The sequence below is a fragment of the Desulfovibrio sp. JY genome (genome assembly GCA_021730285.1).
Taxonomy (GTDB): domain Bacteria; phylum Desulfobacterota; class Desulfovibrionia; order Desulfovibrionales; family Desulfovibrionaceae; genus Solidesulfovibrio.
In genome coordinates this window covers 1,236,842-1,257,059 of the sequence record CP082962.1, presented here as the reverse complement: position 1 = coordinate 1,257,059, position 20,218 = coordinate 1,236,842, and the positions used below count along the sequence as shown (strand labels likewise).

At 64.0% G+C, this 20,218-nt stretch carries 16 protein-coding genes; 10 read left to right on the top strand and 6 right to left on the bottom strand.

Translation table 11 applies throughout. The annotated features are described in order from the left end of the window. Positions 1–40: 40 nt before the first annotated feature. The 4 genes from K9F62_05615 to K9F62_05600 all read left to right on the top strand — a co-directional run bounded on the left by K9F62_05615 (position 41) and on the right by K9F62_05600 (position 6,688). Entirely contained in the window at positions 41–1,291 is a 1,251-nt protein-coding gene (locus tag K9F62_05615) for a hypothetical protein (protein ID UJX42158.1), read from the top strand. Between the two features lie 57 nt (positions 1,292–1,348). Next, positions 1,349–3,844 (top strand): arylsulfatase, encoded by a 2,496-nt coding sequence (locus K9F62_05610; GenBank protein ID UJX42157.1) that lies wholly within the window; start codon positions 1,349–1,351, stop codon positions 3,842–3,844. A 209-nt stretch (positions 3,845–4,053) separates the two neighbouring features. Beyond that, the gene (locus K9F62_05605) at positions 4,054–5,589 is read left to right on the top strand and encodes a DUF1254 domain-containing protein (protein ID UJX42156.1); all 1,536 of its coding nucleotides are present in this window, start codon (positions 4,054–4,056) and stop codon (positions 5,587–5,589) included. Positions 5,590–5,677: 88 nt separating this feature from the next. Continuing rightward, a complete protein-coding gene (locus K9F62_05600; protein UJX42155.1) occupies positions 5,678–6,688 on the top strand; it encodes an MlaD family protein in 1,011 nt (336 codons plus the stop codon). Positions 6,689–7,048: 360 nt separating this feature from the next. Here K9F62_05600 and K9F62_05595 read toward each other — a convergent pair whose 3' ends face one another. Both K9F62_05595 and K9F62_05590 read right to left on the bottom strand, forming a co-directional pair. Then, the gene (locus K9F62_05595) at positions 7,049–7,846 is read right to left on the bottom strand and encodes a DJ-1/PfpI family protein (GenBank protein ID UJX42154.1); all 798 of its coding nucleotides are present in this window, start codon (positions 7,844–7,846) and stop codon (positions 7,049–7,051) included. Positions 7,847–7,862: 16 nt separating this feature from the next. Next, positions 7,863–8,957, bottom strand: a complete 1,095-nt coding sequence (locus tag K9F62_05590; protein UJX42153.1) for a GlxA family transcriptional regulator — start codon at positions 8,955–8,957, stop codon at positions 7,863–7,865. 659 nt (positions 8,958–9,616) lie between these two features. On the opposite strand from K9F62_05590, the gene citD reads away from it, so the two are divergent. The 6 genes from citD to K9F62_05560 all read left to right on the top strand — a co-directional run bounded on the left by citD (position 9,617) and on the right by K9F62_05560 (position 15,065). Beyond that, positions 9,617–9,916 (top strand): citrate lyase acyl carrier protein, encoded by a 300-nt coding sequence (citD, locus tag K9F62_05585; protein ID UJX42152.1) that lies wholly within the window; start codon positions 9,617–9,619, stop codon positions 9,914–9,916. Beyond that, entirely contained in the window at positions 9,903–10,793 is an 891-nt protein-coding gene (locus tag K9F62_05580) for an HpcH/HpaI aldolase/citrate lyase family protein (protein ID UJX42151.1), read from the top strand. The genes citD and K9F62_05580 overlap by 14 nt, the downstream gene beginning before the upstream one ends. A gap of 18 nt (positions 10,794–10,811) precedes the next feature. Then, on the top strand, positions 10,812–11,912 hold the full coding sequence (locus tag K9F62_05575; protein ID UJX42150.1) for a hypothetical protein: 1,101 nt from the start codon (positions 10,812–10,814) through the stop codon (positions 11,910–11,912). Further along, positions 11,861–12,364: a hypothetical protein gene (locus tag K9F62_05570; protein ID UJX42149.1), complete on the top strand. Its 504-nt coding sequence runs from the start codon at positions 11,861–11,863 to the stop codon at positions 12,362–12,364. The genes K9F62_05575 and K9F62_05570 overlap by 52 nt, the downstream gene beginning before the upstream one ends. Before the next feature lie 138 nt (positions 12,365–12,502). Beyond that, entirely contained in the window at positions 12,503–13,963 is a 1,461-nt protein-coding gene (locus K9F62_05565; GenBank protein UJX42148.1) for a triphosphoribosyl-dephospho-CoA synthase, read from the top strand. After that, positions 13,953–15,065: a [citrate (pro-3S)-lyase] ligase gene (locus K9F62_05560; protein UJX42147.1), complete on the top strand. Its 1,113-nt coding sequence runs from the start codon at positions 13,953–13,955 to the stop codon at positions 15,063–15,065. Before K9F62_05565 ends, K9F62_05560 begins: the two co-directional genes overlap by 11 nt. A gap of 202 nt (positions 15,066–15,267) precedes the next feature. Here the strand turns inward: K9F62_05560 and K9F62_05555 are convergent, their stop codons facing one another. The 4 genes from K9F62_05555 to K9F62_05540 form a co-directional block, all read right to left on the bottom strand. Continuing rightward, positions 15,268–17,535 carry a hydratase gene (locus tag K9F62_05555; protein UJX42146.1) on the bottom strand — a complete coding sequence of 756 codons (2,268 nt, stop codon included), beginning with the start codon at positions 17,533–17,535 and terminating at the stop codon, positions 15,268–15,270. Between the two features lie 183 nt (positions 17,536–17,718). Beyond that, complete coding sequence (locus K9F62_05550; protein ID UJX43140.1) at positions 17,719–18,285, bottom strand: acyl-CoA thioesterase; 567 nt, start codon at positions 18,283–18,285, stop codon at positions 17,719–17,721. A 548-nt stretch (positions 18,286–18,833) separates the two neighbouring features. Then, the gene (locus tag K9F62_05545; GenBank protein UJX42145.1) at positions 18,834–19,379 is read right to left on the bottom strand and encodes a 2-oxoacid:acceptor oxidoreductase family protein; all 546 of its coding nucleotides are present in this window, start codon (positions 19,377–19,379) and stop codon (positions 18,834–18,836) included. Between the two features lie 35 nt (positions 19,380–19,414). After that, positions 19,415–20,218 (bottom strand): 2-oxoacid:ferredoxin oxidoreductase subunit beta, encoded by an 804-nt coding sequence (locus K9F62_05540; GenBank protein UJX42144.1) that lies wholly within the window; start codon positions 20,216–20,218, stop codon positions 19,415–19,417.

Below are 20,218 nucleotides of genomic sequence, written 5' to 3'. Positions count from 1 at the left end.
CCGCCCACACCAAGGCATCCCCTTCGATCGGAGACCGCACATGAGAAACCGCCTGTTCCCGCTGATCGCCTGCACCGCCTGGATGCTGCTCTCCTGGTTCGGTCCCGCGCCCCTGGCCGCCGCGCCCTACGAAACGCCCGTCGCCCCTGCGGCTTCGGCCATCCTGCCCCCTTCCATGCTGTCCGGGCCGGACTTCACCGTCGATCCCTTCGTTGCCACCGACGGCTACCTCTACATCTATACCCTGCACACCCGCTTCGGCGACTTGCGCGTGGCTTCCACCGCCTTGCTCGCCAAGCGCATCGCCGAAACGGCCGCCCTGGCCAAAATGGAACAGGTCAGTTCGCTTACGGAATTCGGCGGCGGCATCGTGGGCAAGGGCAGGCAGACCCTGCAAGGTGCGGCGGACCTCGTGACCAACCCCGTGGGAACGCTGCAGGGCGCGGTCACCGGCGTCGGACAGATGTTTGCAACCCTGCGCCAGGATATCACTTCCGGCGACATCGGCAACGGCTCGGGCGTATCGAGAATCCTCGGCGTGCCGGCCCTGGAGCGGCAATACGCCGCCCAGTTCGGCGTGGACCCCTACACCACCAACCCGTTGGTGCGAAAACGCCTGCACGACCTGGCCGCGGCCGGCGCGGCCGGCAACATCACGGCCACGGCCCTGGCTTCGCTCATCCCGGGCGGGGCCGGCATCGCCGTGTCCGCCGTGGGCGCCTCGGCCACACTCAATGGCGTGGACCTGACCGCGCCGCCCGAAGCGCTCGCCCGGCAAAACCTGACGCAACTGGCGAATATGGGCGTGCCGTCGGAGACGGCCGCGTTTTTCATCGGCGACCGGATCTTCACCCCCACCCAGCAGTCCCGCATCGTGGCCTCCCTTGCCGTCATGCCCCAGGTGGCCAACAAGGGAGCCCTGGTCGGCTTTCTGGCCGGCACCGACGACCCGGACGTGGCCCGGTTCCGGGAGCGCATGGCCGCCATGTACGCCGGCTACAACGCGGCCGTGTCGCCGCTTTCGGGCTTCGTCGCCGTGGGCCGGCACATCGCCGCCGTCAACGCCGCCGGCCGGCTGGTCCTGGTCTTTCCGGCGGATTGCTTTTTCTGGACCGAGACCAACGCGGTCATCGCCCGGGCCTTCGAGGACTTTGCCCGAAACTTCCCGGCCAATGGCGTCGAGATCTGGATATCCGGCAAGGCCAGCCCGCTTTTCGCCCGGGAAATACGGCGGATGGGCTGGAAATTCCATGACAAGAGCGGGCCCCGTCTGCTCGGCGGGCCGTATTGACGGCAGGATGACGTACGCCGATTCGGCAACCACGCATCGAACCGACGGAGGAAGCATATGCCACGCGTCCTCGCCATCATCCTGGCGACGCTTGTGCTGACAGCCCTCGGCCACGTTCCGGCGGCAGCCGAGCAAAGTGGCCCCCCGGGCTCGCCAAGCGCCACCATAACCATTCCGGGCAACCAGCTCCCGGCCCCGCCCCAGAAATTCCAGGGCGTCATCAAGGACACCGCGCAGCAGTCCAAACCCTACTGGCCGGCGCGCATCGTGCCGCCCAAGGGCGCGCCCAACATTCTCCTCATCATGACCGACGACTCGGGCTTCGGCGTGCCGAGCACCTTTGGCGGCGTGATCCCGACCCCGGCCCTGGACCGCATCGCCGAGGCCGGCCTGCGCTACACCAACTTCAACTCCACCTCCCTGTGCTCCCCGACCCGGGCGGCGCTCATCACCGGGCGCAACCACCACACCGTGGGCTTCGGCGTCATCGCCGAGCAGGCCACGGGCTTCCCCGGCTACGACAGCATCATCCCCAAGGACAAGGCCACCATCGGCACGATCCTCAAGGACCACGGCTACCGCACCTCCTGGTTCGGCAAGGACCACAACACCCCGGCCTTCCAGGCCAGCCAGGACGGCCCCTTCGACCAGTGGCCCATCGGCATGGGCTTCGATTACTTCTACGGCTTCGTCGGCGGCGACGCCAACCAGTGGGAACCGAACCTCTTTCGCAACACCACCCAGATCTATCCGTTCACGGGCAAGCCCGGCTGGAATCTGACCACGGCCATGGCCGACGACGCCATCGACTACATGAACCGCATCAACGCCCTGTCCCCCGACCAGCCGTTCTTCGTCTACTACGTGCCCGGCGGCACCCACGCCCCGCACCACCCGACCCCGGAATGGATCGAAAAAATCAGCAAGATGCACCTGTTCGATCAGGGCTGGAACAAGCTTCGCGAGACGATATTCGAAAACCAGAAAAAGCTCGGCGTGATCCCGGCCGACGCCAAGCTCACCCCCTGGCCCGACGACCTGCTCAAGAAGTGGGATGCGCTTAACGCCGACGAAAAGAAGCTCTTTATCCGGCAAGCCGACGTTTTCGCCGCCTACGTGGCCTACACCGACCACGAGATCGGCCGCGTCATCCAGGCCGTGGAGGACATGGGCAAGCTCGACAATACGCTCATCATCTACATCAACGGCGATAACGGCACGAGTTCGGAAGGTACGCTCAACGGCACGCCCAACGAAGTGGCCATGTTCAACGGCGTCAACGTGCCCGTTAAAGACCAGCTCAAGTACTTCTACGACGCCTGGGGCTCGGACAAGACCTACCCCCACATGGCCGTGCCCTGGGCCTGGGCCTTCGACACGCCGTTTCCCTGGACCAAGCAGATCGCCTCGCACATCGGCGGCGTGCGCCAAGGCATGGCCATTGCCTGGCCCAAGGTCATCAAGGACAAGGGCGGCATCCGCAACCAGTTCTCCCACGTCATCGACATCGTGCCGACCATCCTCGACGTAGCGGGCATCAAGGCTCCCGAAACGGTGGACGGCATCAAGCAAAGCCCCATCGAGGGCGAGAGCCTGTTCTACACCTTCGACGCAAAAAACGCCAAAGCGCCCTCGCGACATCACACGCAATACTTTGAAATGATGGGCGACCGGGCCATCTACCACGACGGTTGGCTGGCCAGCACCAAGGTCATGCGGCCGCCATGGGACATGGTTTCCCTGGCGAAAGACCCCATGACCTACCCCTGGGAACTCTACGACCTCACCAAGGACTGGACCCAGGCCACGGACGTGGCGGCCAAGCATCCGGAAAAGCTGAAGCAGATGCGGGCGCTTTTCATGGAGGAAGCCAGGAAGCACCAGGTGCTGCCCCTCAATACCGAGGTGGTCCAGCGCCTCATCGCGCCGCGCCCGAGCCTCACCGCCGGCCGCAACGTCTTCACCTGGACACGGCCGCTTATCGGCACGCCCAATGGCGACGCGCCCTCGGTTTTGAACGCTTCCTACAACTTCAAGGCCGAAGTCGAGGTCCCCGAAGGCGGCGGCGACGGCATGCTCATCACCCAGGGCGGCCGCTTCGGCGGCTACGGCTTCTACCTGCTGGGGGGCAAGCCCGTGTTCCTGTGGAATCTGGTCGACCTCGAGCGGATCAAGTGGGAAGGCCCGGCGCTCACCCCGGGCAAGCATGTGCTGGAATTCGACTTCGCCTACGACGGCATGGGGCCGGGCACCCTGGCCTTCAACAGCTTCTCGGGCGTCGGGCGCGGCGGCACGGGCACCCTCAAGGTGGACGGCCAGACCGTGGACACCAAGAAGATGGAACACACCCTGCCGTTTACCCTGCAATGGGACGAGTCCCTCGACATCGGCTCGGATACCCTGACGCCGGTCAACGACGCGGATTACCAGACGCCGTTCCCCTTCAACGGCAAAATCGACAAGATCACCCTGACCGTGGACCGGCCCAAGCTCACCCCCGAGGAGGAGAAGAAGCTGGCCGCGGCCCAGCGCGCCAAGGGTATGAGCGATTAAGAAAAGAGGCCGGGGAAACCCCTTTCTGAAAAAAGGGGTTTCCCCGGACCCCTTCCCTAAAGACTTTTAACGATAACAACCATATAGCCGGAAGACGACTGTAGCCATTGAAAATTTTAGGAAGGGGAGAGCGCGAGAGGGGAGAACCCTTTTTAAAGGGTTTCCCCTCTCGCATCTCGCATCTCGCATCTCCTCTCCAAGGAACCCATATGCGACACACAATAATAGCACTCATGGCCGTGGCGTTGGCCCTGACCGCCTGCGCCCGGACGAAGGGAACGGTTGTCGCCCCGCCTCCTGCCGCGCCGCAGCACGCGTATAAAATGACGACCCCCATGCCGCCGGGCGTGGCCGCGCCGGCGAGCGTGGAAACGCGCCTTGGCACGTTGCGTTTCGATTCGGGCTTCCCGGATGCGGCGACGGTCGACAAGCTCTACGACAACCTGGATTTCCAGCGCGCCGTGCAGGCCTATCTGCTGGGGCTGCCGGCCGTGAACCAGGCCGCCAACCGCAACGCCATCGCGACGCTCGGCCCGAAAAACGCCACCGTGCCCATTTTCGAGCAGCTCGTGAATTCGCGTTCGATTTTTCTGACCGCCAACGACAACACCGTCTACAGCTGGACCTGGGTCGACCTCAAAGACGGGCCGTTGGTGCTCGAAGTGCCGCCCAAGGTCCTCGGGCTCATCGACGACATGTGGTACAGATGGGTGGGGGATGTCGGCATCACCGGCCCGGACCACGGCCAGGGCGGCAAGTATCTGCTCCTGCCCCCCGGCTACAAAGGCGCCGTGCCCAAGGGCTACCACGTGGTCCACGCGCCGACCTACAGCCTCTGGATTCCCTGGCGCAGCTTCCTCGTCGCCGGTGATCCCAAGCCCGGCGTGGACCTCGTCAAGAAGTTCACCAGGATCTATCCCCTGGGGCACAGGGGACCGGCTCCCGAAATGCATTTCGTGGACCTGTCGAACAAGGATTTCAACACCGTGGCCCCGGCCGACTACCGCTTCTGGGAGCTGCTCAACCAGGTGGTGCAGGAGGAGCCGACCGCGTCCCTCGACCCGGTGACGCTCGGCTATTTCGCGTCCATCGGCATCGAGAAGGGCAAGCCGTTTGCCCCCGACGCCCGCCTGCGCAAGATCCTGACCGAGGCCGCGGCCGTTGGCGACGGCACGGCCCGGGCGGTGGCCTACAGGATGCGTGAGAAGGTGGGCTACTACTTCGCGAACAGCGCCTGGCGGGTGCCGTTCGTTGGCGGCTACAAGTTCGAGCGCCAGCCCGGCGTCGACAACCTCGACGGGGCCATCATGTTCTTCTTCGCGGCCACGGGCGTGACTCCGGCCATGGAGGTGCAGATGGTCGGCCGGGGCTCCCAGTACGCCTGGGCCCTGCTCGACGCCAAGGGCAACCCCCTCGACGGCGGCAGAAACTATGCGCTGCATCTGCCGCCGAACATCCCGGTCAAGGACTTCTGGTCCGTCATCGTCTACAGCAACCAGACCCGCTCCATGCTCCAGACCGACCAGGAATTCCCGAGCGTCAGCAGCCAGACCAAGGGACTCGCCGTCAATGCGGACGGGTCCGTGGACGTGTACTTCGGGCCGAATCCTCCGGCGGGCAAGGAGAAAAACTGGGTCCAGACCATCCCCGGCCAGGGCTGGAACGTGATCCTGCGGCTTTACGGCCCGCTCGAACCGTGGTTCGCTCACAAGTGGCGGCCCGGGGAGATCGTACCCACGCCGTAAGCGCGGCAGGAAACCGGCCGGCGGCGTTTCCCAGCGTCGCCGGCCGAAACCGTGATGCTGCCGGGCCGTACTGGAGAGAGGCATCCTCATGAGCGCCAAAGCCAATAAACCCTTGCTCGGCCTGTTCGTTCTCGGCGCCCTGGCCCTGGCCCTCGGGGCCATCGTGGCCCTGGGGTCGGGCTCGTTTTTTACCAAGAAGTTCCGCTGCATCATGTTCTTCCCCAATTCCGTCAGCGGGCTCGAGGTCGGCGCACCGGTGCTCTTTCGCGGCGTTCCTCTGGGCACGGTCAAGAGTATTCGCATCCTGGCCGATCCGGAGCATCTGAAGTTCTACATCCCCGTGGTGGTGGAAATCCTGGGCGGGCGCGTCGAACTGAGCGGCCCGGGGCCCAAACGGACGGCTGAAACACTCCTGCAGGCACGCGACACCTCGCCCGCCGACCTGCTGCGGCTGTTGATCCGAAAGGGCCTACGCGCCCAGCTCGTCACGCAAAGTTTCGTGACCGGACAGCTGGCCATCGCCCTGGACCTCCTGCCCGATACGCCGAAGCGGCTGGTTGGCAAATCCGATCTGGTCGAGATTCCCACCGTGCCGTCCACCTTTGAAAAGCTCGCCAAGACCCTCGAAAAACTCCCGCTCCAGGAACTCGTCGACCGACTTATCGGCGCGGTCACGGGTATCGAAGCCCTGGTCAACTCGCCCCAGGTCAAGCGGATGCCGGCCAAGATCGACACCGCGCTCACCAGTGCCACAACCATGCTGGAAGCCGTCAAAAGCCAGGTGAACCCGCTGGCGCACACGTTGGAAATAACCTTGGACGCCTACAGCGGCCTGGCCCAGAATATCGACCGCCGCGCCGACGGACTGGCGTCGGCCGCCATCACCGCCATGGGCTCCTTTGACGCGACCCTCAAGGATGCCCGGGGGGCGCTCGGCAATTTCCAGAAGATCGTCAACGCCAAATCGCCCACCGTCACGGACCTCAACCGGGCCTTGTCGGAAATCGCGCGCGCCGCCCGGTCCATCCGCGAACTGGCCGATTTCCTCGAACGCCACCCCGAAGCGTTGATCCAGGGCAAGGGAAGCCCCCGCAAATGACGCCACGTTCCAGCCCGTAGCGGTAGCCCAAGCTGTACTGCGTCACAAAAGCCCGCAGACCACGACCCGTTACCTCAGCCTCGGGCTCAAGCGGACCCAGGAAGCCATGGAAGCGGTCATGGGACAGCGAGGGCCCCAAGAAGGTGGTCAGCATCCAGAAAGCTTCCCAAGAGTGAGAGGAAATACCAGACTATTGAAGTCGTAAATGTGGACTTCGTGTGGACCAAAGAAAAAGCGGGTTACCCTGGACAGGTAACCCGCTGAATTTCTTGGCGTCCCCAAGGGAATTGAACCGGCATATATTCCGGCAGCGCTCAGGGATGATCATGCACTGCCGGACGTTGTCGGCCATGCTCGAGTTTACTTCACCAGCCCAGCTTTTTTCGCAAAAGGGTCCCACGCGGGGTTGCGATGCGGGTCATACTCAGTGACGAGCTCAAGCCATTCACCGACCTTATTCCCGTACAGGCGGGAGATGACGGCCAATGTCATATCGATCCCAGCTGAGACACCGGACGAGGTGACTATCGTGCCGTCGTCCACCCATCGCGCTTTTTTAATCCATTTTACTTTTGGTCCTGGCTTGATGGAGGGCTCGAACGCCATCTTGTTCGTCGTTGCCGGACGCCCGTCGAGGAGTCCCGAAGCAGCCAGCAACGAAGCGCCATTGCAAACGGACATGATGATTTGGGTCTTCCCGTTCTGGGCTTGCAGCCAGTGCAATGTCGCTTGGTCATCCAGGATGGCCTTTACCCCGCTGCCGCCAGGGACCAGCAAGAAGTCCAGCTGGGGGGAATTGCCGTAATCGTATTCCGCAACAGTTTTCGGCCCTTGGTTTGAGGGGATTTCTCCTTTCTGCGCGGCGATGGTGACCAGGCGCGCGGAAACCTTCTTTTCTGGCCCGCCCCAGATTTCTGCTGGCGCATTTTTGAGGCTTCCCCACAACTCCATGGGGCCATAGGCATCCAGCATTTCAAAACCGGGGAAGAGCAGCACCCCGACGGTAATCTGTTTGGCTGCGGGCTTTGGAGGAAAGTCGTACAAGTTTGGCCCCGATTCGAGTGGGCGCGACTGCGCCGCGACGGGCAAAACCGTTACGATCAAAGTCAAAGCCATCGCCAGACGCAGCATGGTGCGCCGCATGTCACGTTTCTTCACGCAAGCCTCCAAGGTGTTATTGCCCGGCGCCGGGGCGGAATCTGTCCCGGTATTGGGCGGGTGAAATCCCGAAGCCACGCACAAAGGCGAGACGAAAGTGCTCAGCGGACTGAAAACCACACTCCCGGGCGATGGTTTCCAGTGCCAAACCCGTTTCTTCAAGCCGTTTGACCGCTGCTTCAAGACGGATGCGTTCAAGAAAATGGGCCGGAGTGGTTCCGGTCTCTCGCTTGAAAACGCGAGCGAAATTGCGAAGGCTCATGGACGCGTGTTCGGCGAGGACTTCATTGCACAGATCGCGGTGAAAATTCTCACGCATCCAGTGAATGGTTGGCGCCAGCACGCCACCGTCCTGGAATTGGGTCAGCAGGGCGGTGCTGAATTGGGATTGCCCGCCGGGGCGCTTGAGATACAGTACCAACAGCCGGGCAACATTCAACGCCATCGTGCGGCCCTGGTCTTCCTCCAGCAATGCCAGCGCCAGGTCGATTCCAGCCGTGACACCCGCCGAGGTGTAGACAGAACCGTCCTTGATATGGAGGGCATCGCCCTGGACATCAATCCGCGGGTACTGCTTTCGAAGTTGCTCGGCCAGAAGCCAATGGGTTGTCGCGCGCCGTCCTTCAAGCAGCCCTGCCCGCGCAAGGATGAAGGCGCCGGTGCATATCGATCCGACCCGGCGTGACGAGGGAGCTGCGTGTCGCAGGCAGTTTACCAGCTCCTCCGGCGCTTGCCGGGCCAGGCCCCCAGCCACAAGGAGCGTATCCGCTCCGGAGCATTCCACCCAGGACGTGTCCGCCAGGAGCCTGATTCCCGAGGAAGTCACCAGCACGACGTCCTTGGCTTCGCCCGCTATTTCCAACTGGTACAGCGGTAACTGTCCGCCAGCGTCCAGATGGATGCTGTTGGCGATTGCAAAAACGTCTAGCGGACCGGTTATATCCAATATTTCCGAACCATTGTATGCCAACATCGTTATGCGCCGTGGCGTGTCGAGTCGGACGCATATCTGCGGATCGTGTCGCATGGCGTGAAGGTAGAGCAGTGCGCCCAGTGGCACAATGACAAGAAACACGACATTTCGGCCAACATGAGTGGGCGAATTGTCCATCCCCCCTCATGCGATATCCGATGATGCCGGTGATTCTTGGCTTCTTGTCCGGGCTGCCCTGCTTGCTTTTCCAGGGGGCCGGATCCTTTGATCTGGCGGACATGTTTCAGACCGTCGATGCGCGTGAAACACAATGCGGCAATTGCAACAATCCTGAAACACATCTTGATGCCTTGCCCCGCTCGAGGGAAAGCCTGCGGAATTCTACGCTAATATAGTAATATAATAAAATAAGCTTGTCACGAATTGCGCTTGGCACGCCTGTTGCTTTTAACACGCGTCGCACCTTGAAACATGAAAACGTTGCAACCGTTGACAGGCTAGGCATAGCGCCGGCGGTTGGCCCGGGATCGTCACTGCAAGCATCCTTTCATGGCCAACCGGGTTACAAACCAACCTCGTTTCCACTCCGCTCGGGTATGCGCATATGTCTCATCGCCGGAAACCCGCCCACGGCTTCCACGGATCTTCCCAGACCATGTCGGTAGACGACGCCGCAGCCAAGGCCTCGGCCGCCTGCCCACGTCCATGGCCTCCTTTCGACCGGGGGGGCGCCGCGTATGGGCGAAGATGTTCAAGAGGACACGCGCACGGCTCACCGGGCTGCTTCGTCCCACGAAATCGGGAACATTTCCCGAAAAGCTCACGAGGACAACACCATGAATCCAACACGTCGCGCATCGGCCGGCACACTCGAATCAAGTGATCTGCTGGTCCTCGTCCAACCAGCGGAGAAAGGCGGCGGGCGTCGGATCGATCTCGAATCGGTGGTCATCTTGCAGTTCGGCGAGAGCATACGGACCGAAATCGGCCGGCTGCTCGACCAATACGGCATCACGGACGTGATCATGACCGTCAGGGACAAGGGTGCCTTGGCCCCGACCATATCGGCTCGGGTTGAGACCGCCATTCGCCGGGCTGTCGGCATCGAGGAGGGGACGGCGTATGAAGCCGAATAGCCACAGGATGCGCCGGCGTTCCACGCTTTACGTCCCTGGCAACAATCCGGCCATGCTCCAGGTCGCCTGCGTCTATTGTTCCGACGGCTTGCTGTTCGACCTGGAGGACGCGGTGGCGCTCAAGCAAAAGGACGCCGCTCGCATCCTGGTGCGCGAGATGCTTGGCGCCCTCGCATTCAAGGGCAGCGAGATCGCCGTGCGCGTCAACCACCTGGACACGCCCTTCGGCCTGGTCGACCTGGAAACCATGGTGCCCCTACAGCCCAATGCCCTGCGGGTCCCGAAAATCGAGTCCGCCGCGGATATCATGCGCGTCATCGCCGAAGTGGAACGCATCGAAAACAAGTACAACCTTCCCCACGACAGGTTGAAAATCCATCCCATGGTGGAAACGGCCCTGGGCGTGGAGAACGCCTTCGCCATCGCCAGCGCCCACCCGCGCGTGGACGCCATCTCCATCGGCGGGCAAGACCTGACCGCCGACATGCAGGTGATAAAAAGCAAGGACGGCACCGAGATCGACTATGCCCGCCGCCGCCTGGTCATGGCGGCCAAGGCCGCCCGCATCGACTGCCTGGATACCGTCTACAGCGATGTCGAGGACGAGGAAGGATGCCGGGCCGAAACCGAATATATCAAGAAGCTGGGCTTTACCGGCAAGGCGGCGATTCACCCGCGGCAGATCAGGATCATACACGAGGTCTTCACCCCGACGGAAAAGGAGGTCCGCAAGGCGGAACGGATCGTCCGGGAATTCCTCCGCAACCAGAAGCTCGGGATCGGCGTTTTCGCCGTGGACGGGAAAATGGTGGACGCTCCGGTGGTGGCCCGCGCGCAATACGTGCTGGACCTCGCCGGCATCGCCATCGACGAGTAGAGGAAGGAACACAAGGCCATGAAGAATGCCATCGGCGTAGACGTGCCAAATTGCGTGGAAGGCGTCGGCGAACTGGAGCCGTTCCGGGGCGCCTGGGCCAAGCTCGGCAAGGGCCGGATAAACGAGGTCCAAGTCGCCAGGCCCGCAAAGGCCATCCTGCCCCATGCGGACAAACTCGTGCCCACTCTGGCCGAGGCCATAGCCAAGTGCGACCCCCATGACGGCATGACCATCTCCTTCCACCACCACCTTCGTTCCGGCGACAGCGCCGTGATCGCGGCTATCGGGCTCCTGCGCGGCATGGGCATCCGCGACATCACCCTGGCCTCCAGCTCGCTGACGCCCGCCCATGACGCCCTGTTGCCCTACATCCAGGACGGCACCATCACCCGCATCTGGACCTCTGGCATCCGGGAGAAGCTCGGCGAGGCCATCACCCAGGGAGCCCTGGAGCACCCGGTCATGATCCACTCCCACGGCGGGCGGGTCCGGGCCATCAAGACGGGCCGGATCGCCATCGACCTGGCCATCATCGCCGCCTCGGCCGCGGACAACGAAGGGAACGCCACCGGCTGCCACGGCCCCTCGGCCTTCGGCTCCATCGGCTACGCCATGGTGGATGCGGAATTCGCGCGCAACGTCATCGTGGTCACGGACAACCTCGTCCCCTTCCCCTGCCTGCCCATGTCCATCAAACAGACCTGCGTGGATTATGTGGTCAAGATCGATTCCATCGGCGACCCCTCCAAGATCGCTTCGGATACCACCAGGATCACCAAGTCGCCCATGGACCTCTTTATCGCCGAGATGGCTTCCAAGGTCATCGAGCATTCGGGGGTCATGCGGCAGGGATTCTCCTTTCAGGTGGGCGCGGGCGGCGCGTCCCTGGCCGTCGCCAAGTTCCTGCGCGAAATCATGAAGAAACGCGACATAAAAGGCGGCTTCGCCCTGGGCGGCGTCACCTCCTACATCGTGGACATGCTCAACGAGGGGCTCTTCGAGACCATCTTCGACGTGCAGTCCTTCGCGCGGCGGTCAGTGCCTCCTTGCGCGACAACCCGCGTCATGTGGAAATCAGTTGCGACTATTATGCCAACCCGCTCAACTGCGGCTCCATGACCAATAAGCTCGATGTCGTGGTCCTGGGCGCCCTGGAGGTGGAAGAGGACTTCAACGTCAACGTCATCACCGGGTCCGAAGGCTACATCCGGGGCGCTTCCGGCGGTCATTGCGACACGGCCAGCGGCGCCAACCTGACCGTGGTGGTCTGTCCGTCCTTCAGGGGGCGCAACCCCATCATTAAAAAGGCGGCCCACAATGTGGTCACTCCGGGGGAAAGCGTGGACGTCGTCGTCACCGAACGGGGCGTGTGCGTCAATCCGGCCAAGCCCGACCTTCGCCTGCGGCTGGCCAAGGCCGGCCTGCCCGTGCGCGACATACAGGACCTGCACCGGGAAGTGGACACCATCACCGGCGTGCCGGCTCCCATCCACCGCAGCGACAGGATCATCGGACTGGTCGAATACCGTGACGGCACCATCATCGACATCATCCGCCAGGTTGTGGCCTAAGGCCGGCGTGCTGCCCCGCGACGGCTCCCTTCCTCGCCGACGGACGGACCAAGCCGGCCCCTCGCGGCGCGCCCCGTCCGCGGGAATGCCCTGGCCGGCCACGTGGTGTCTTTGGCCGGGGCCATCCCGGGAGGCCCCATGAGCGGACGCGATGGCAACACCCTTTCCGGTGACCCGTTGACCCAGGTGCTCGCCGCGCGCGAGGGAAGGGCGGCCCTGAGACGCTCCTTCGCTTCGGGCCGCAGGGTGCTGGTCAGTCTCTCCTTCAATGTGCCGGGATGGCCCAAAAGTGATCTGCTCATGCGCGCGGCCTTCGACAAGGTCGTGGATGAACTCACGCGGTATCTGGCCGCCCACCGGATGCAGGTCGACAAGAGGAGCGTCCTCGTCCGGACGGACGCGACTGGCGACTTCTTCCTGTGCGCGCTGACGGAAGAAACAGCCGATCCAGGGGAGGTCAAACAGGTCGCGGAACGCTTCGAAGGCGAGCATCCCCTCGGACGCCTCCTCGACGTGGATGTCGCCGATCAGACCGGCGCGCCGGTCGTTTCCGGAAAGAGCAAGCCCTGCCTGTTGTGCCCGGATCGTCCGGCGGTGCTGTGCATGCGCGAGCGGCGCCACCCTCCGGCCGCATTGCGCGATGTGCTTTGGCGGCGGGCGCGCGCCTATCTGGACGCGCAATGGCGCGAAACCGTCTGCCGCGCTCTCGCGCAAGGCGCGCTGCGCGCCATGCTTTACGAGGTCTCCCACACCCCCAAGCCCGGGTTGGTGGACCGTTCCGAGGAAAGCTGCCACCGGGACATGGATTACTTTTCCTTCCTGGATTCCTCGGCCGCCCTGGCCGGCTTCCATTACGCCCTGGCCGCGGCCGGATACGACTTCCAAGACGAAGGCGGCGATCTTGGAACCATGCTCCCCCGTTTGCGTCTGATCGGGCTGGACATGGAAAAGGCGATGTTCGAGGCCACCGGCGGCGTGAACACCCACAAGGGGCTCATCTTCCTCATGAGCCTGGCTCTTTTTGCGGCGGGAGCGGTCTTGCGGCGGGACGGCGTATTCGAACAAGAGCGGTTCCGCGACGTCTTAAGGGGCCTGTGCCGGGGCATGGTGGCGCGGGAGCTCGGCAAGGCAGCTTTGCCGGAACCCGCTGTCCGGGCTGGCGAAACGCATGGGGAGGCCGTTTACCGGAAATGGCGCGGCAGATTCGGCGGGGGAGCGCGGGCCGAGGCCGAAGCGGGGTTCCCCATGGTGTTCGAGACGGGCCTGCCAGCGTTGGAATCCGTCCTTTCGGGCCGCCCCCTCGCCTCCTGCGGCCGAGAGAGGCTGCGCGCCGCGTTGGACGCGGCGCTTTACGCCCTCATGGCGGTAAGCCCGGACACCAATGTGCTCCACCGGGGCGGGGCGGAGGCGCTTTTGGGCATGCAGGCCAGGGCCGCGGCCGTCAGGGACTCCCGGGACGCTGTGCAGCGTCGGGCAGCCTTGAAGGAACTGTTCGCCTACGTCACGGGAAGGAGCCTTTCCCCCGGGGGATCGGGCGACCTGCTGACCATTACGCTTTTCGTCCACCTGGCCAGGGAGGCTTTCGGCCGTGGTCTTTGAGGATTATCTCTTCAAAATGGCCACCGTGGATCTCTCCTGGGACTGGGACGTCGCCAGGGTGCGCGCATTCCTGGCCGCCCAGGGCTTCGACTACGACCCCGCCAGGGGCGACCGCACCATGGTCGTGGAGACTCATGACGGCCGTATCTGCGCCACGGCCTCGCTGTCGGGCGATGTGCTCATGTACGTTGCCGCGTCGCCGCAATGTCGCAACACGGAAAGTGTCTCCCGGTTGGTGGCCCATTTGCAGGAAATCGTTTTTGCCTCGGGCAAGGCCACCGCGTTCGTTTTCACCCGGCCGGGAAACAGGCGCATCTTCGAGTCCCTAGGCTACGCCGAAATCGCCACGGCCGAGCCGCTCATCACGCTTCTGGAATTCGGCTACCGTACCATCAGGGATTTTCAGCGCGAACTCGCCTCGCGTGCCATACCCACATGCGGCGCGGAGCCGGTTGCGGCCATCGTCATGAATGCCAACCCCTTCACCAAGGGACATCGGCACCTGGTCGAAGAAGCCGCCTCGGACAACCATGCCGCCTACGTGTTCGTGGTGCAGGAGGACTGTTCCGCGTTCCCGTTCGCCGCGCGCTTCGATCTGGCGCGCTGTGGGCTGGCCGACCTGGACAACGTGGCCGTGCTTCCGGGCGGACGCTACATGGTCTCCACCGCCACTTTTCCCGCGTATTTCCTCAAAGCGGAAGATCCCGGCCTGATCGCCCGCAAGCAGGCGGAGTTGGACGCTACGGTCTTTGCCCGCTGGATCGCCCCGGCCTTGGGCGTCAGCCGCAGGTATGTCGGCGACGAGCCCTTCAGCCCGACAACGGCTGTCTACAATGAGGCCATGCGCAGCGTGCTGGCCGAGCACGGCATGGCTCTCGCCGCAATCCCCCGTCTGCGCCTTGAGGGGAGCGACCAGGCCGTCAGCGCGTCATGGGTGCGAAGACAGATCGCCCTGGGCGCGATCGAGAGCGCCTTCGAAGCGGTCCCGGCGGTCACCCGGGAGTACCTTTCATCCGCGGCCGCATCTCCGTTCATCGCCAGGCTCCGCGAAAGCAGAGAACAAGGGGGATCTTCCCTCCCCCAGGCGCCACATGCCCGGTAGCCCGACACGAAACCGCATGCGCAGCCAAGGCCCGGGGAGGGGGGCTCGTCTCCCCCCGCAGGGCCGCCCGGGGGCGGCGCTGCGGGGCGATTCCGTGAGGCCGTCGATCGTCCGAACATTCGTGGAAGCCGCGACGGGAGCAAGGCGCGTCAGGCGCGTTGAACAAGGTTGCTCCCGCCCGGTCGGAGGCTCTTCGCCGCCTTTAAGGCTGGGCATAGGAATTGATCAGGCAGCCGGAAAGAATCGTGAGGCGCTCTTCGCCGGTCATGTCGGGCAAACGCAGGGTCAACGGCCTCGAGACGTCATCGCGGATGAGCCGGCAGGCGATGCTGTCCTGCCCTGAAACGAGGGCCTGCCTGATCCCCGGAATATGCACCAGGTCGCCATTTTCGATGTCCAGGGACGCGGCATCGTCCACGACGAATGGAAGCAGGCCCCAGTTCACCATGTTGCTGCGGTAGCGTTTTGTCGCATAGCCGCCGGCGATATTGGCCCAGCCCCCCAACACCTTTTGGGAGGACGCCGCCTGCTCCCGGGCGGAGCCGTCCCCCGGTTTGACGGCGAAAAGCAGGCTGCCAAGGCCTGTCGTGTCCATGCGGCCGCCGGGGCCGGCCTTGGCCAGCACCCGCTCCACCTCCGGGTCGGGCCTGGCCGCCGCCAGGGCCTGGCAGCGCTTCTCCTCAAGCTCGCGCACGGCCTTGGCCCGCGGCACGTATTCCGGATCCCGGCGACTCAGCGTGAATTCCGACAGACGCAAGGGGTTGGAGCGCAAGGACGAGGTTTCGCCCGAGGGAATCAGTTCGTCGGTGGTGGTGACCGGGTCGCGCAGGGCGGCGCAGACGGTCAGCAGCAGGTTTTCGGGCAGGGGCGGCATGGTCGGCCAGTCCGTGATGTTGGGGCCGTAAAACAGGCGGGTTTCCGGTTCGGGCCTGCCAAAGCCGTTGTAGACGCGCTGCTTGTAGATGCCCTGGTCAAAGGCGTAGGCGACCGGGGATTCCTCGGGCACGTCGTCGAGTTCGGTGGCCGCGGTCAATCTGCCCTTGTTGCGGGCCGTGGCGGCGATGGAACGGGCATCCATGAGGGCCACGTAGGCGATCTGTCCGTCGGCCGGCCTCGAGCCTTCGCGGTTGGCGAAATTGCGGGTGGTGTGGCGGATGGAGAGGCAGGTGTGGGCCGGGACATCCCCCACGCCGAAACATGGGCCGCAAAAGGCCGACCGGATGATCGCCCCGGCCTCCATGAGCGTGGCGGCCATGCCGTTTCGGATCAGTTCCAGATGCTGGGGCTGGCTGGCCGGGTACAGGGAAAGCCAGAAATCGTCCTGGCCGGTGGCCTGGCCCTTGAGGATCGTCGCCATCCGGGCCAGGTTTTCGAACATGCCGCCCGCGCACCCCGCGACCACGGCCTGGTCCACCCACAGACGGCCGTTGCGGAGCTTGTCGCGCAGGCGAACCGGAGACTTCCCCTTGCCCAGAATCTTGGCCGCCGTCTTTTCCACCTCGGCAAGCAGGTCCTGCGCGTTTTCATGGAAGCTGGCGATGGTATGGGCGTTGCTCGGATGGAACGGCAAGGCGATCATGGGTTCGATGCGGGAAAGGTCGATCCGTATCGCCATGTCGTAATACGGCGTCCCGGCAGGCGCCAGGGGCTTGTAGTCCGCCTCGCGGCCATGAATGGCCAGAAACTCCCGCACCTTGTCGTCCGTCTGCCAGATCGAGGACAGGCAGGTCGTTTCCGTGGTCATCACGTCGATGCCGATGCGGTACTCCACACTCAGGCTTTCCACCCCCGGACCGACGAATTCGAGGACCTTGTTTTTGACCAAGCCATCCTTGAAGACCTCCCGGATCAGGGCCAGGGCCACGTCATGCGGCCCCACGCCCGGGCGGGGTTTGCCTTCCAGGCGCACGGCCACCACTTCGGGCATCCGCAACTCGTAGGTGCGGCAAAGAAGCTGCTTGGCCAGCTCCCCACCGCCTTCGCCTATGCCCATGCAGCCCAAGGCGCCGTAGCGGGTATGGCTGTCCGAACCGAGGATCATGGAGCCGCAGCCGGCGAGCATTTCCCGCACGTACTGGTGGATGACGGCCAGATGCCCCGGAATGAAGATGCCGCCGTATTTCTTGGCGGCGGAGAGGCCGAAGGCGTGGTCGTCCTCGTTTATGGTGCCGCCCACGGCGCACAGGGTGTTGTGGCAGTTGGTCATCGCGTAGGGCACCGGGAATTCCTCAAGCCCGCTGGCCCGGGCCGTCTGGATGATGCCGACGTAGGTGATGTCGTGGGAGGCGAGGGCGTCGAAGACGAGCGCGAGCCGCTGCGTGTCGTCGCGATGGTTGTGGGCCAAGAGGATGCGGCGGGCCATGGTCCCGGCCTTGGCTTCCTCGGGAGCGGGCAGGCCCAGGGCCTTGCCCTCGGCTTCGGAAATGAGCTTGCCATCGACAAGGTACGATGCCGTCTCGACGGTGATCATGCGTTCCTCCTTTTCGGATATTTCGCCCAATTCGATTTGCCGCCCGACGCGGCGGGCGTTTCGCGCGGTGTGTTGCAGCGTCGTTTCATCAACGCAACATCCTGAAACATGAAACGCGGGACGGCCGTCGCGACAGGGGCTGCGACAACCCGGGCGGGCAGCCCGGTTGCCTGCACGTTTTCTTCAGGATCGGACCTGGGCGGCCCGCTCGCGCTGGCGTTCGAGGTGCCGGAGTTCCCGACGCTGTCGAGCCTCGGCGTGCCGGCGATGCTCCAACGGCGTTTGGGGGAACAGGGGGGGCGCCGACAATGACTGGCGGTCGTCATCCAAGGCGTGGAAAGTGAGGTAGGCGGATGCGGTATGGCGTATCTCGCCGGTAAAGAGGTTTTCGGACTCCACCCGGACGCCGACTTCCATGCTGGATTCGACGGCCATGTTGACGCTGGCCTTGAAGGACATCACCTCGCCCACTCTGCCGGTGCCCAGAAATTCCATGCGCTCGATGGAGGACGTCACGACCGTGTTCCGGCAATGGCGCATGGCCGCGATGGCTCCCGCCATGTCGATGTGCCGCAGGATCACGCCGCCATGGACATTTCCGGCCGGGTTGGCGTCTTGCGGCATCATGCGCACGGGCATGATCACGTCTTTTTGGCCCTCTTCGCACGCTTCCCGCCCCGACTGGGCCAATTCGTCCTCGCGGGACAGGTGTTGGCCTTCATGCTCCGACCGCCGCTCGGCTTTGCGCATTTCGCGACGCTGGCGGGCCTCGTCGTTGCGACGATACTCGTCCGGGGTTTCAAGGCGCAGGGGCGGCACGGGAGTCGGCTTGCGATCGGCGTTCACGGCCACGAGGGTCAGGTAGGCCGAGGCCGCGTGCCGGGGTTGGCCGGTACGCAGATCTTCGGCTTCCACGCGCACCCCCACTTCCATGGAAGTGTTGCCCACATAATTGATATAGCCCTTGAAATACATGACCTCGCCGACCCTGCCCGTGGCCAGGAAGTCCATCCTGTCGATGGACACCGTCACGACCGAGCTTCTGGCATGCCGCATGGCCACGATGGCGCCGATCAGGTCGATATTGCGCAGCACCACCCCGGCATGGACGAATCCGGCCGGGTTGGCGTCCTGGGGCATCATGCGCACGGGCATGATCATGCCGCTTTCGCAGACGCTTTTCGCGTTCATGGGAAGCTCCTTGGTTGCGGGTTGCCTCATGCGATCGGCGTTGGCGGAACAGCCCGGCGATGCCAGGAAAAACGGCCCGGCGACGCGTCGCCGCCGGGCCGGCGCGCTCAGAGGGTCACGCTTTCACCGAGCTCCAGGCCGATCTCCAGGGCCTGCCGGTTCACGTCCAGCAGGCGCTGCGGCAGTCTGGTTTCCAGGGATTTCATGATCGCTTCGGGCTTGACGAGGTGCGTCAGCCCCAGAAGCGTTCCAAGCATGCAGATGTTGAACACCACGGGTTGGGCCAGTTTCTCCACAACGGTCTTGTACATGGGCAACGACGCGTGCCGGGCGTCCTCGCTGACCCGGACGGTGACGTAACGGCTGTCGGTGAGCAGCATTCCCCCGGGGCGCAGGGTGCAGCCGTATTTGTTGTATGCCTCCTGCGTCAGGCACACCAGGATGCCCGGTGTACTGACTTTGGGGTAGAACACGGGACGGTTGGCAATGATCACGTCCGTCCTGGTCGCGCCGCCCCGGGCTTCGGGGCCGTAGCTTTGGGACTGCACCGCCTCGAGCCCCTCGAACAGGGCGGCCGCTTCGGCCAGAATGATGGCGGCCGTGATGACTCCCTGGCCGCCGGAACCGGAAAAGACCAATCGTTTTGTTTCCATGGGATATCCTTGCTGGCAACCGGGTTGCCGGATGGTTACGCCCTGGCCTGGGCCCGCTGGATGGTCTTGTCGTACTCCTCGCAGTACTCGGGCGCCTGCCTGTCCACGAACACGCCGCGCTCGAGAAGCTGCGGGTTTTCCTGCTTGGCTTTCGAGCCGACGGGCGTGGTGGCCTCCTTGTACCGCAGCATCATGGCCACCGCGTCGCCTTCCTTGTTCTTGCGGCCGTAATACGTGGGGCACTGGCTTAGTATCTCGACGACGGAGAAGCCCTTGTGGGTGATGGCCTTGGCGATGATTTTCGCCAGCTCCTTGACGTGGAAGGTGGTCGTGCGGGCCACGAAGGTGGCGCCGGCGGCGGCGGCCAGGGCGGGCACGTCGAACATCTGGTCGACGGTGCCCAGCGGGGCGGTGGTGGCCAGCCGTCCCGGCCCGGTGAGCGGGGAATACTGGCCTCCGGTCATGCCGTAGATGCGGTTGTTCATGACCAGGGCCGTGATGTTGATGTTGCGCCGGGCGGCGTGGATGAAGTGGTTGCCGCCGATGGCCAGGGCGTCGCCGTCCCCCATGGGCACGATGACGTTGAGTTCCGGCCGGCACAGCTTGATGCCGGTGGCGAAGGCCAGGGCCCGGCCATGCAGCGTGTGCAAGGTGTGGAAATCCACGTAGCCGGAGATGCGCGAGGAACAGCCAATGCCGGAAACCATGACCATGTCGTTTTTTTTCATGCCCAGGCTGTCCACGGCGTGCAACAGGCCGTTGAGCACGATGCCGTGGCCGCAGCCGGGACACCAGATATGCGGAAGAAACCGCTCGCGGATATAATCCTTGATGGCCAT